We start from the raw sequence: 12,774 nt of genomic DNA, 5'->3' as shown, positions 1-12,774 counted from the left end.
AAATAAGCGCAGAATGGGCTTGCGCGGCTCTTACCGCACACCGCACCAGACGCGGTCGGACCTGCAAGTCGAAGGAGATGAGTCATGGCCAACGTCTCGCACTCCCGGGGCGACATGTCGACTCACCCGGATGTTTCCGAGATGCGGACCCGGTACGACCGCATGCTCGGTGGTCGCGACGTGGCGCTCGTGGACGGACCGGTGTTCCTGCTCGGTCTGTACTGCGCCGTGTCCCCGTGGATACTCCACTACACCGCCAGCCAGCCCGCGCTCATGACGCACAACCTCATCGTCGGCATAGCGATCGGCCTGCTGGCGCTCGGATTCACCGCGGCTCCGGCCCGTATGTACGGCCTGAGCTGGGCCATGTGCGCGCTCGGTATCTGGATGATCGTCGCCCCGTGGGTTGTCGGCGACAGCCCGGACGCCGGTGTCATCGTCAACAACATCATCATCGGGGCGCTGGCACTGATCCTCGGACTGCTGTGCGCCGGTACGGCGGCGAAGGGCGTCCCCAAGGCGTGACGCACCTCGACGAGAACGAGAACGCGCAGGCCCCGTTGAGCACAGAGCGGAGACAGGAAGGCGGCCCGACACCGGGCCGCCTTTCGTCGTCCGCCCTGCCGATCGGTCCCGCGGCCCCGCGGCCCCGCGGCCCCTCAGCCGCCGGGCACCAGCCACGGCTCCTGCGGCAGGGTCCGGCCGGTCTCCAGCAGCGACTTGAGGTTGGACAGCACCGCGGGCCAGCCCTGCGAGACCTCGGCGAGCGCGTCCTCGTCGGCGAGGTCCTCGTGGACGACGGTGAGGCGGACGATGTCGGCGTGCGGCCGGATCGCGAAGGTGACCCGCGAGTGCCGCTCCGGCTGCCCCTCCTCGCCCGGTGCGGCCCAGGTGGTGACCAGCCGGGTCGGACGCCCGCTCTCCACGACGGTGCCGACGACGTCCGCGGTACCGGAGCCGTCCGTGCGCACGTGCTCCCAGCGCGAACCGGGCCGCCAGTCCGAGACGTTGCTGTGCCCCCAGTAGGCGGCGGTCAGGCCGGCGTCCGTGAGCGCGTCCCAGACGCGTTCGGGCGTACTGGCGATGTAGGTGACATGGACGAAGGTGGGCTTGTCGGCCATGGCTTCCTCGGCTCGTCGCCTGACCTCGTTGAGCACGCGCAGCCGCGGGCGCTCGAACTTGTCGATCCACCGCTCCTGGATGTCGTGGAGCGGCACCGGGTTGAGGTAGTGCAGCTTCTCCCGCCCCCGCCGCACCGTGGCGACCAGGTTGGCGGCCTCCAGGACGGCCAGGTGCTGGGTGACCGACTGGCGCCTCATGTCGATGTGCTCGCACAGTTGCCCGAGGGTCTGTCCGGACCGCTCGTGCAGCCGGTCCAGCAGCCGTCGCCGCGTGTCGTCGGCCAGCGCCTTGAACACCTGGTCCATCGCGGAGTCGCTCTCTGATCGCACACCCCACGTTATGCAGGCACTCACCTGCATGTCAACGGCGGCCGTCCGTCCGCGCGGCACTGCGCGGGGGCAACAGGCCCGACACGATCTCCTGGGGCCAGACACCGTACGGTGCCCGCAGCTCGGGCGCCTCACCCGGGGGCCGCTTCTCCGTCGGCGTACCGGCCGAGGCGGGCAGCGCCGCCGGCTCCGGGATCCGCTCGACGAACGGCGGGAGGTCCTGCGCGCACCGCGCGCCCTCCGGCGGCAGCGCGCCGGTGACGAAGTAGCGCACCACATGCCGCCCGACGCACGCGCTCGGATTGTCCAGCGCGGTGTGCCCATACCCGTCGAGCGTCAGCAGACGCGCACTGCCCAGCTCCGCGGCCATCGCCCGGCCCGACGCGTACGGCGTCGAGGGGTCGTGGGTCGGGTTGACCACCAGCACCGGGTGGGCCGTCGTCCGGTTCCACGGACCGGTGTACGGCCGCGCCGCGCGGGCCGGCCACGCGGTGCACGGCTCGGTGGCCCAGGCCCACCAGCTGCCCAGCGCCCCGGCCTCCGCCACCGCCCGCCGCTCCAGCCCCGGATAGCGGTCCGGCGAAGCCGGGTTGGGGCTCTCCGCGCAGATGACCGCGGTCGACTGCTCGAAGCCCGGGTAGCGCGCCGGTTCCGCCGCCGTCCCGGGGTCCACGGGCGCCCGCCCGGCCCACAGTTCTTCGAGCGTGTCCGCGATCCCGGCCCAGCCGGGGTGCACGGTGTAGAGCCCGCCGCGCACCTCGCTCACCGTCCGCGCGTACGTCCACTCACCGACCGGCCGCTTCGCCAGGCGCCGCAGCAGGGAGTCGTACTTGGCGCGGGTGGCCGCGGGGCTGCCGGCCGAGAACACGCAGCCCGTCACCGGTGCGCGGCCGCAGTGGTCGAGGAACTGCGTCAGCGTTCCGGCCGAGCCCAGGTGGGAGCCGAGCCGCAGGAAGGTGTTCAGCTCGGGCTCACCGGTCGCACCTCGGTTCACCCACGCCCGCGGGTCCACGTTCCCGTCGAGCACCAGACGCCCGACCCGCTCGGGGAACAGGTTGGCGTAGGTCGCGCCGAGCAGCGTGCCGTACGAGATGCCCCAGTAGTGCAGCCGTTCCTCCCCCGTCGCGCGGCGCAGCAGGTCCAGGTCGCGGGCGGTGTCGGCGGTGGAGATGTGGCGCAGCAGCTCCGGGTCGTCGCGCTCGCAGCGCCGGGCGAGATCGGCGTAGGAGGCGGCGAACGCGCGCTGTTCGCGCTCACCCACCGGGAAGGTGGGAACCTCGGCATGCCAGGCGGCGGCCTCCTGTGCGGAGGGGAAGCAGCGCACGGCCGTGCTCTCGCCGACGCCTCGCGGGTCCCAGCTGACGATGTCGTAGCGCTCGCGCAGTTCGCGGGGGAACTTCTCGTACAGCTCCGGCAGGCCGACCGTGCCGGGACCGCCCGGACCGCCGGGGTTGAAGAACAGCGCGCCGTCGCGCTCGGCGGGTTCGGCGGCGCGGTGCCGGATCACGGCCAGCTCGATGGTGCGGTCCTCGGGGCGTGTGTGGTCGAGGGGTACGTTGGCCACCGCGCAGTCGAACGCGGCCCGCGCCTCGCCCTCGCAGGGCTTCCAGCGCAGGACGACGGCGCCGTCCCCGCCCGGTCCGCCCGCCGACGCCGGGCCGGCCGCGCCGAGCAGCATCACCAGCGCACCGGCCGCCGCGCTCGCGGCCCCTCGGAGCGGTATCCGTATGACGGTCCGTGGCATGAGTGGGCCCTTCCCTGGCGGCTGACGGAAGCCGGGCCCTGCGACAGCGGCCCCGCAGCCATACCACCGGCGCCCCGCCCGCCGGGCAACCGACACGCGGCCGAACGGGCGGTACGGGGACACGGGGACAGGCGTGCCTACGGGACGTACACGTACGGCGTCGTCGTGGTCAGCGGGGCGAAGCCGAGGCGCTGGAGGATGGGGCGGCTCTGGTCCGAGGCGTCGACCTGGAGGTAGCGGTAGCCGCGGGCGGCGGCGATGCGGGCGCGGTGGGCGACGAGGGCGCGGTAGATGCCGCGGCCTCGCCAGGGCTCGCAGGTGCCGCCGCCCCACAGGCCGGCGAAGGGGGTGCCGGGGATCAGTTCCATGCGCGCCGAGCTGACCGGCTCCTCACCCGCGAGGACGACGAGGGCGACCAGGTTGTCCGGGTCCGTGGCGAGGCGGTCCCGCATCAGGTCCACCAGCCAGGCGGAGTCCTTGCCGAACGCCTTCTCGTTGGCCTCGGCCATGAGGCCGACTCCCGCCATGTCGGTGACCGGCACGATGCGGAGCCCGTCGGGCAGGTCGACGCCGACGAGCTGCTCGCCGGTCTCGCCGATCATCAGGGTCTCCTGCGGCTCGGGCACGAGCCCGGCCCCGGCGAGCCGGTCCCCGAGGTCGGCGGGCCGGTCGTGCCCGTAGAGCTTCCACTCGAAGTCGCGGCCGAGTCCGCCGAAGTACGCGATCTGCCCGGCGATCGCCGCGTCGGCGTCCGCGGCACTCAGGTCGGACCACACGACGCCGCTCCAGCCGTCCTCGGAGCCGACATGGCGGACCACCCGCCCGACGCGTTCGACGCGTGCGCCGGGGCTTTCGGGGAGTGCGCCTTCGCGCATGTCCCGGTCGTACAGGGCGAGTACCGCGGCGTTGTCCATGGGCACACTTCAGCATCGCGTCCCCGTGTGATCAACGGGATTACCTGCGGGCCCGGCCCTGACGGCCGTCACCGGGGGCCGACGGCACGCCTTTCCGCCGGCCCGCCTGCCGTACGTCCGGTATCCAGGGCGCTCGCGGGCCCGCCGTACGCTGACGTCGAGGACCGGTCCGAGGACGAGGAGAGCCGCAGGTCATGCTGAAGGACGACGAACTCCCGCATCTGCGCCGCTGTGTCGCACTCGCCGAGGATGCCTTGGCCGCCGGAGACGAGCCGTTCGGCTCGGTGCTGGTCGGGGCCGACGGGACGGTGCACGCGGAGGACCACAACCGGGTGGCGTCCGGCGACCGCACCCGCCATCCCGAGTTCGAGCTGGCCCGCTGGGCCGCGGCACGGCTGTCGCCCGGGGAGCGGGCGGCGGCCACGGTGTACACGTCCGGCGAGCACTGCCCGATGTGCGCGGCCGCCCACGCGTGGGTGGGCCTCGGCCGCATCGTGTACGTCGCCTCGTCCGCCCAGCTGACGACATGGCTCACGGAGTGGGGCGTGCCGGCCGCGCCGGTGCGGGCCCTGCCGGTCCAGGAGATCGCCCCCGGCGTGACCGTGCAGGGGCCGGTGCCCGAGCTGGTGGAGGAGGTGCGGGCCCTCCATCGGCGGTTCCACGCGGCCTCGGCCGAGCCGGAACGGCCGTAGACCCCCGGAAGCGGGGGCCTACGGCCGTGCGGGGAGCGCCGGTCAGTGTCCGGCAGTGGGCCGGAACCTGCGGTAGAGGACCGCTCCGCCCAGGACCAGGGCCCCGGCGCCCGCGAGGGCGGGAACCGTGGCGTCCGTGCCCGTGTGGGCGAGGGCGGACAGGGCCTGCGGCGCCTGTGCGGCACGGGCGGGCGGCACCACCGTCGGGTGCGCGTGGGACGCGGCGGGCGGGGTGTGCCGCGTCGGCGGCTCCGGCTTCGGCTCGGCCGGGGGTGCCGGATCCTCCTCCGAGATGTTGACGGACTCGTTGCCGATCACCGGGTTGGCGATGCCGACGACATTGACGCTGTTGCCGCTCACGTTGACCGGGAGGTCGACCGGCAGCTGGACGCCGTTGCCGGAGACGACGCCGGGCGAGTCCCGGACACCGCCGTGGGCGCTCGCGCCGCCGCCGTTCTTCGCGGGGGCGGCGGCCGATCCCTTGTTCGCGCAGGCGTTGCCCGCGGCCGGGTTGAGCAGTCCCACCACGTTCACGGTGTTGCCGCACAGGTTCACCGGGACGTGCACCGGCAACTGGACGCCGTTGCCGGAGATCACTCCCGGGGAGCCGGCCGCGATTGTGTCCGCCGCGGAGTCGGCGAACGCGGGCATCGCTACGGCCAGCGCGCCCGAGGCGGCGGCGACGGCGATCACACCGTTTCGGGTAACCCGTCTCATGGGTCCCTGCCTTCCAGACTTGGTCGCGGGCACTCGCCCGCGCCCCGTAGAACGCGGTCCGGACCATGTTGGTTATGGCCAAACGGTCTTTCACCCCAATGGGCGCCACTGCCGTCGAACTGGCGGTTAAGCAGACAATCCGGCCATCAGCCGTCCCCGGCTCGCTCCGTCCGACGGCCGCACGGCGGGCCTCGCGCGGGCCGCACGACAGGCCGGACGGCGGGCCTCGCGCGGGCCGCACGGTGTGCGGAGGCGGGTCCCGCGGAGCCCGCATATCGTGGGCCGAGCGGCGGTCCCCGGTCCGCCGCAAGGCGTCCTGGGAGGCATTGATGCTGGCCAAGCTGTCGACGCGACCCGCACTGCGACGCGGCGCGCTCGCCGTGGCCGCCGCACTGACCCTGCTCGGCACCACGCTGCCGACGACGGCCGGGGACGGGGACGGTGACCGTCCCCCGGACCTGTCCCGGTTCCACGACCAGAAGGTCACGTGGGGGAAGTGCACGGGCGAGGGTATGCCCCCCGATCTCCAGTGCGCCAAGGTGACCGTGCCCGTCGACTACGGGCGCCCCAAGGGCGCCACCCTCGACCTGGCGCTCGCCCGCTATCGCGCCACCGGCGACAAGCGCGGCTCGGTGCTGCTGAACTTCGGCGGCCCCGGCGGCCCAGGTGTCCCCGAACTCGCCTACGGCGGCAAGGAGTTCATGGACCTCACCGACGGCTACGACGTGGTGAGCTTCGACCCGCGGGGCGTCGGCCGCTCCTCCCCGGTCAGCTGCGGGGACGCCGAGGACGACGCGTACGCGGCCGTGGACGACGACCCGGACGACCTCGGAGATCCGCGGGAGCTGCTGGCGCAGCTGGAGAAGGCCGCCGCCGCGTGCGCCAAGCACTCCGGTCCGGTCCTGCCGCACATCGGCACGGTGGACGCGGCCAAGGACCTGGACGTGATGCGCGCGGCCCTCGGCGACAAGAAGCTCAACTACCTGGGCTTCTCGTACGGCACCCGGCTCGGCGCGGTGTACGCCGCCCAGTTCCCCGACCGGGTGGGCCGGCTGGTCCTGGACGGCGTGGACACGCTCACCGAGCCGCTCGCCGAGCAGGGCATCGCGGGCGCCCGGGGTCAGCAGGTGGCGCTGGACGACTTCGTGGACTGGTGCGTGAAGGACATCGCGTGCCCGTTCGGGCAGGACGCGCGCACGGCCCGCGAGGAGGTGCTGCGGCTGGTGGACTCCATGGACGAGGACCCGGTGCCGACGGACTTCGGTGAGCCCTTCACCGGACAGGACCTGGTGGGCGCCATCGGGCAGGGGCTGTACAGCAAGCAGTTGTGGCCGTCACTGGAGCGGGCGCTGGCCCAGCTCGTGGAGAGCGGGGACACCAGCGGCGTGATGGCGTTCGCGACCGGCGGTCTGTCGCTGCCGGTGCGCGGCCCGGGCGGCGATGATCCGGGCGGGGGTCTGGCGGACGAGGAGGACATCCCCCTGGACAACCTGCCGGCGGCGCTGATGGCGATCAACTGCGCGGACGATCCCGACCGCCCCACCGCCGAGCGGATCACCGCCGACCTCCAGCGGCTGCGCGCCGACTACGAGGAGGCGTCGCCGGTCTTCGGACAGTACCGGCTCACCCAGGTCCTGATGTGCTACGGCCGTCCGAAGGGCACGGACTACATACGCGACGAGGTGAAGGACCTGGACACGCCCAAGATGCTGCTCGTCGGCACCCGCGGGGACCCGGCCACGCCGTACCGCTGGACGGTGGAGACGGCGGAGCGGCTCGGGCCGTCGGCCGTGGTGCTCGACAACCGCAGCGAGGGCCACACGGGGTACGGCTCGTCGAAGTGCGTGCACCGCAAGGTCGACGACTTCCTTCTGTACGGTTCCCTCCCGCCGAGCGGCAGCTCCTGCGGGGCCGACGAGGACGACTGAGTGCGCCGCGTTCTGCCGCTGCTGCTGATCGCCGTCGGCGCGGCCGGGACCACGCTCGCCGCCTGCACCGGCTCGGCACGGTGGTGGTGGTCGGCCGGACCGCTGCTGACGCTCACCGCCCTCGGTGTCCGCGATCTGATGCAGCGCCCCGACGCGCTGCTGCGGGCGTATCCGCTGACCGGGCGGCTGCCGTTCGTGTCCCGGCACCGTGATGACGAACGGCCCGGCACCGTGCGGGAGTTCCTGATTCCGTCCCTCGCGCCGGCCGAACCGGCCGAGGAGCCTCCCGTGGTGCGGGTGGGCGGGCCCGATTGCCGGCTGCCGTACGACATGTCGCTGCTCAACGTGTCCGCGATGAGCTTCGGCGCGCTGTCGCCCCGTGCGGTGCTCGCCCTCAACCGGGGTGCCGCGCTGGGCCGGTTCGCGCAGGACACCGGCGAGGGCGGGCTGACCGAGCACCATCTGCGGGGCGGCGGTGACCTCGTCTGGGAGATCGGGACGGGCTACTTCGGCTGCCGGACCGGGGAGGGGCGCTTCGACGCGCGGGAGTTCGCGGACAAGGCGGCGCTGCCCGAGGTGCGGTGTGTGTCGCTGAAGCTGTCGCAGGGGGCCGCGCCGGGCGGCGGCGCGCTGCTGCCAGGTGTGAAGGTGAGTGCCTCGGTCGCGCGGGAACGCAGGGTGCCGGTGGGCGAGCCGGTGGTGTCGCCGCCGGGGCACCGGGAGTTCTCCACGCCACGCGAGCTGGTGCTGTTCCTGGCGTGGCTGCGCGAGCTGGCGGGCGGCAAGCCGACCGGGGTCAAGCTGTGCGTGGGCTCGCGCCGGGAGTTCCTCGCGGTGTGCCGGGCGATGGTCGCGGAGGGCGTCGCGCCGGACTTCGTGGTGGTGGACGGGTCGGAGGGCGGCTCGGGCGCGGCGCCGCCGTACGCCGGCGAGGTGGGACTGCCGCTCACCGAGGGGCTGATCACCGTGCACAACGCGCTGGTCGGCGTCGGGCTTCGGGACCGGGTGCGGATCGGGGCGAGCGGCGGGGTGGCCACGGGCGCGGACGTCGTCCGGCGGCTCGCCCAGGGCGCCGACTACACCAACGCGGCCCGCGCGATGATGCGGGCCGTGGGCTGTGTGGGGGCCGGCCGCTGCCATACGAACACCTGCCCGGTCGGTGTCGCCACCCAGGACCCGCGGCGGATGCGCGCCCTGGACGTGGACGACAAGGCCCGGCGGGTCCACGCCTACCAACGGGATACGGTCCGCGACGCCGTGCGGATCATGGCCTCGATGGGTGTCCGCGAGCCGGCCGGCCTGACGCCCGCCCACCTGGTGCGGCGGACGGGCCGGGGAACGGTCCGGTCCTGCGCGGAGCTGTACGAGTGGCTGGAGCCGGGGGCGCTGCTGTCCGGGCCGCCGGAGTCCTGGGCGGCGGACTGGAAGGCGGCGGACCCCGACGGCTTCAGCTAGCGGTGTCCGCCCGGTCCGACGGAGCGGTCACGAAGGCGTCGATGGCCGCCGTCAGTTCGGCCGGCTTCTCCACGGGGAGTTCGTGGCCCGCGTCGATGATGCGGACGGTGGCGTCCGGGTAGGCCTTGGCCATCCGCAGCATCTGCTTCACCGGGAGCTGGATGTCGTGGTAGCCGTGGATCATCAGGGTCGGCGTGCGGATCTCCCCGACCCGGTCCAGGACGTCGAAGTCCCGCATGGCGCCGTACAGCGTCATGACCACCTCGCGCGGAGTGTCCGCGGAGGACTTGATGTAGGCGCGGATCTCGTCGCGCGGGTAGCCGGGGGCGAAGGCGCGCTGGATGTTCGTGGCGACGAACAGCTTGTACGGCACGAGGGTGGAGGCGGCCATCAGCAGGCCCCTGCCCCGGTTGTACGCCATCTTGCCGATGGAGTTCACCAGCACCATGCGCTCGACGCGCTCGGGGTGGGCCAGGGTGATGGTCTGCGCGATCATCCCGCCCATCGAGTGGCCGACCAGCACGAACCGCTCGACCTTGAGGTGGTCGAGGAGGGCGAGGACGTCGTTCGCCAGCTCCTGGACCGTCTTCACACCCGCCCCGGCGCTGTCGCCGTGTCCGCGCAGGTCGAGCCGGATCACCCGGCGCGTCTTCGAGAAGTGCGCCACCTGATGGTCCCAGCGGTGCCGGTTCGCCGTCCAGCCGTGCACGAACACCAGAGGCACCCCGCCGCCCTCGCGCGGCCCTTCGTCGTCGTACGTCAGTCTCGCGCCGTCGACTTCGAGCTGCGGCATGGGTGCCTCCTGCGTGAACGTCCGGTTACTGACGCGTACGGTAACCGGCCGACGGGGTCGGCGTCACCGTCGTTCGCCGAGGAAATCGAGGATGTGGCCGAACACGTCGAGGGCGGCGCCCCGGCCGAGGAACGTGTCCAGGTGGCCGTAGCCCGGTATCTCGGTGTAGCGGACGTCGAGCTGGGGCTGCCGGTGGGCGAGGACCTCGTGGCACAGCTTCTGGGAGTCGAGCCACAGGCCGTTCTCGCTGCCGGCGAGCAGCAGGACGGGCGTGTCGATGCGGCCGGCCGCGTCCAGGGCGTTCCGCGGCAGCGAGCGGTAGCGGCCGTCGGTGTCGTGCCAGCGGACCACACTGCGGGCCAGCTCGATCCGGCGCAGGTGCGGCAGGATCCACAGGGGTGCCGGGCCGAGCAGTTCGGCGAGCCGGTCGTGGGTGGCCTCGGAGACGTTCTCGTGCACGAAGAGTGAGGCGCCGCTCCCCCAGGCCGAGTTGTGCAGCATCTGGCAGGTCGGGTCGGGGCAGTCCGCCTTGCGGGAGGCCAGGGCGAACAGGGGCGTGTACTTCGACCAGAGGCCCACCTTGCGGAAGTCGACCGGGATGTGGTCGATGCGGGACTTCAGCAGCTCCCCCGCCACCGACATGCGCAGGGAGGTGCGGCCGGCCAGTTTCGGCGTGAGGAACACGCCCTGGGAGACCACTCCGGCGAGGCCGGGGACCAGTCCGGCCGTCATCGACAGGGAGAGGGTGAGGGAGCCGATGCAGTGGGCGACCACGAACAGCGGGCGGTCGCCGATGCGTTCGCGGATGTGGGAGACGGCGGCCGGGATGTCGTAGAGGGCCACGTCGTCGTAGGTGTAGCGCTGTCCGGTCTCGTTGTAGGGCAGCCGGCAGCTGCCCCGCCAGTCCAGGAGCCATGGCTCGTAGCCGTCGTCGAGGAGGGAGTCGACGAGGTTGCGGGTCTCCGGGAGCAGGAACATGTCGGCGGACGCGGTGTGGCCGTGCAGGAGGAGCACGGCGGGACGGCCGCTCTCGCCGGAATCGACACGGGTGAGGCCGAGGCGGACGCCGTCGGCCGCGCGGAACGGGATCTCCTCCACGCGCGCCGGGTCCAGGCGGTGGCGCAGCGGGCGCAGCGCGGTGGTGGTCCTGACCCTGCGGAGCTGCCGCCGGGGCGCTGGGGTCGTCTTGAAGATCATCGGTGGCGCTCCGTGGGGTTCGGGGTGCGGCGCAGGTCGAGCAGGTCCGCGGCGGCTCGGGCGAAGGGGCCGGCGAGTCCGCGGCCCATCTCCAGGCCGAACCACGCGAGCCAGGTCAGCTTCGCGGCCCGCTTCTCCCGCCCGGTGAGGTGCGGGGCGACCTTGATGCCGTCGATCTGGTCGCGGACGTAGGAGTCGGCGGGCACGACGACCTCGCCGGTGAAGGTGGCCGGTTCGCCCTCGCGCCCGAGTTCGATCGTCAGGGCACGGGTCTGACGCCACAGGTCGCGGCGGGCGCGGGCGTACTTGTGGCCCTCCAGCCACCACAGCTGCCCGTCCGCGTCCCGCAACCGCAGCCGGTAGCGCAGGAGTTGATGCTTGAGTCCGTGCTGCTGCGGGATGCCCTCCTCGGGGCGCACCCAGACGTCGCCGTGGACGACGGTGAGCGGCTCGGCGTGGACCGCCGGGCAGGTGATCTCGCCGGACACGTCGACCCGGCGCTCCTTGACGAGCTGGTACATGCTCGCGATGGAGAGGGTCAGCGCCATGGAGCAGGGGTTCCCCGTGGTGTCGCCGGTACGGCGGACCAGGCCCTCGGTGGTCTCGGCGAACCACAGGTAGGGCTGGTCCTCCTTGCGCGGCAGTCGGGCGAGTCCGTCACCGGCGAGCTTCTCGAACGTCTTCAGCTGGGCCTGCGCGTCGTACCGGGCGGCCGGGGTCAGCCCGAGGGCCTCCACCAGGGCGTCGGTGCGCTCGGCGCTCGCCGCCGGGCCCTTGAGCGTGGCCTCGCACAGCTTCAGCGCGGTCGGGCTCTGCAACACCCGCGCGAGGAAGGCGAGTTCGGGTATCGGCTCGGCCTCCAGGCGGGCCAGGGTGTCGGTGCGCCACTCGTCCCAGTCCTCGACCCGTACGTGCATCCCGCCGAACGCCATGTCGCGGACGACGTCGTCGAGCGTGTTGGGGACGCCGGTGAGGTTGTAGTCGAAGCCCCAGGCGTCCGGCTCGCAGACGACGGCCACGGCGACCCGGCTGACCCAGTCGACGGGAGCGGCGTTGAGGTAGCGGAACGCCGGTACGGTGCGGAAGCGGCCGAACGTCGAGATCAGACCGCTGCTGAGGTCCTGCGGGTTGTAGGCGCCGGTCCTGGTGTGGCCGCCGATGCCGCCGGGGCGCAGCGCGGAGACGATCAGTCCGTGGTCGCGGGCGCGGCGCAGGGCCGCCTCGGCGGCCCACTTGGACTGGTCGTAGCCCGCGACGAGGCGGTCGACGTGGGCGAACGGGTCGTCCTCGCCCATGGAGCTGATGCCGACCTCGTTGAAGACGGCGATCGAGGAGATGTGGTGCAGGGGCTTGGGCCGTCCGGTGGCGGCGAGTTCGGCGAGGGTGAGGGTGCCCAGGACGTTGCTGGCGCGCAGCGACTGGTAGCCGCGCAGGAAGTCGACGGCCGCCGCGACCCCGACCACGCTGTCCAGTTCGTGGGCGAGGGTGTGCCACAGCTCGTCGGACAGGCCGAGGCGCGGACGGCGGATGTCGCCGGGCAGGACGGTGACACGGCGGCGGACCTCCGCGTTCCACGGCAGCCGGTAGGTGCGCAGCTGTTCGGCGAGCCGGGCGGTCGCCGCCTCCTCGTCGGCCCCGCGGACCAGGCAGTACACATGGGCGTCGCTGTGCCGGAGCAGGTCGAGCAGCATGTGGCTGCCGAGGAAGCCGGTCGCGCCGGTGAGCAGGATCCGCCGGGGCGGCAGCGGCTCGGGCGAGCGGAGGAAGGGGAGACGGTCGGCGAGCGCGAGGTCGGCCAGGATCTGGTCGAGGTCCTCGCGGCGGGCGGTGCTGTGCGGGTCGTCCTGCCCGCCCCCGCACCGGCCGGCCTCCCCGCCCCAGCC

The 12,774-nt window shown here is 73.1% G+C and carries 11 protein-coding genes; 4 read left to right on the top strand and 7 right to left on the bottom strand.

Going from position 1 to position 12,774, the window contains the following annotated elements:
- Positions 1-84: 84 nt before the first annotated feature.
- Complete coding sequence (locus tag P1P75_RS15955; protein WP_319255733.1) at positions 85-525, top strand: SPW repeat protein; 441 nt, start codon at positions 85-87, stop codon at positions 523-525.
- Between the two features lie 134 nt (positions 526-659).
- Here the strand turns inward: P1P75_RS15955 and P1P75_RS15950 are convergent, their stop codons facing one another.
- The 3 genes from P1P75_RS15950 to P1P75_RS15940 form a co-directional block, all read right to left on the bottom strand.
- A complete protein-coding gene (locus P1P75_RS15950) occupies positions 660-1,427 on the bottom strand; it encodes a metalloregulator ArsR/SmtB family transcription factor (protein ID WP_319255772.1) in 768 nt (255 codons plus the stop codon).
- A 55-nt stretch (positions 1,428-1,482) separates the two neighbouring features.
- A complete protein-coding gene (locus P1P75_RS15945) occupies positions 1,483-3,195 on the bottom strand; it encodes an alpha/beta hydrolase (RefSeq protein ID WP_319255732.1) in 1,713 nt (570 codons plus the stop codon).
- A gap of 137 nt (positions 3,196-3,332) precedes the next feature.
- Positions 3,333-4,109, bottom strand: a complete 777-nt coding sequence (locus P1P75_RS15940; protein ID WP_319255730.1) for a GNAT family N-acetyltransferase — start codon at positions 4,107-4,109, stop codon at positions 3,333-3,335.
- A 194-nt stretch (positions 4,110-4,303) separates the two neighbouring features.
- Here P1P75_RS15940 and P1P75_RS15935 point away from each other — a divergent pair, with 194 nt between their 5' ends.
- Positions 4,304-4,801, top strand: coding sequence for a nucleoside deaminase (locus P1P75_RS15935; protein ID WP_319255728.1), 498 nt, complete (start codon positions 4,304-4,306; stop codon positions 4,799-4,801).
- Between the two features lie 42 nt (positions 4,802-4,843).
- Here P1P75_RS15935 and P1P75_RS15930 read toward each other — a convergent pair whose 3' ends face one another.
- A complete protein-coding gene (locus tag P1P75_RS15930) occupies positions 4,844-5,518 on the bottom strand; it encodes a chaplin (protein ID WP_319255725.1) in 675 nt (224 codons plus the stop codon).
- A 329-nt stretch (positions 5,519-5,847) separates the two neighbouring features.
- Between P1P75_RS15930 and P1P75_RS15925 the strand changes: the two genes are divergently transcribed.
- Together P1P75_RS15925 and P1P75_RS15920 are read left to right on the top strand one after the other, a co-directional pair.
- Complete coding sequence (locus tag P1P75_RS15925) at positions 5,848-7,446, top strand: alpha/beta hydrolase (RefSeq protein ID WP_319255723.1); 1,599 nt, start codon at positions 5,848-5,850, stop codon at positions 7,444-7,446.
- On the top strand, positions 7,447-8,901 hold the full coding sequence (locus P1P75_RS15920; RefSeq protein WP_319255721.1) for an FMN-binding glutamate synthase family protein: 1,455 nt from the start codon (positions 7,447-7,449) through the stop codon (positions 8,899-8,901).
- Here the strand turns inward: P1P75_RS15920 and P1P75_RS15915 are convergent.
- The 3 genes from P1P75_RS15915 to P1P75_RS15905 all read right to left on the bottom strand — a co-directional run.
- Positions 8,894-9,694 (bottom strand): alpha/beta fold hydrolase, encoded by an 801-nt coding sequence (locus P1P75_RS15915; RefSeq protein ID WP_319255720.1) that lies wholly within the window; start codon positions 9,692-9,694, stop codon positions 8,894-8,896. The genes P1P75_RS15920 and P1P75_RS15915 overlap by 8 nt on opposite strands.
- A gap of 63 nt (positions 9,695-9,757) precedes the next feature.
- Complete coding sequence (locus P1P75_RS15910; protein ID WP_319255718.1) at positions 9,758-10,891, bottom strand: alpha/beta fold hydrolase; 1,134 nt, start codon at positions 10,889-10,891, stop codon at positions 9,758-9,760.
- On the bottom strand, positions 10,888-12,774 hold a 1,887-nt coding region (locus P1P75_RS15905), incomplete at its 5' end, for a thioester reductase domain-containing protein (protein ID WP_319255716.1). The genes P1P75_RS15905 and P1P75_RS15910, both read right to left, overlap by 4 nt.

The organism is Streptomyces sp. ID05-39B, assembly GCF_033794725.1.
GTDB classification, from domain to species: domain Bacteria; phylum Actinomycetota; class Actinomycetes; order Streptomycetales; family Streptomycetaceae; genus Streptomyces; species Streptomyces bobili.
This window is presented reverse-complemented; position numbering and strand designations above follow the sequence as displayed.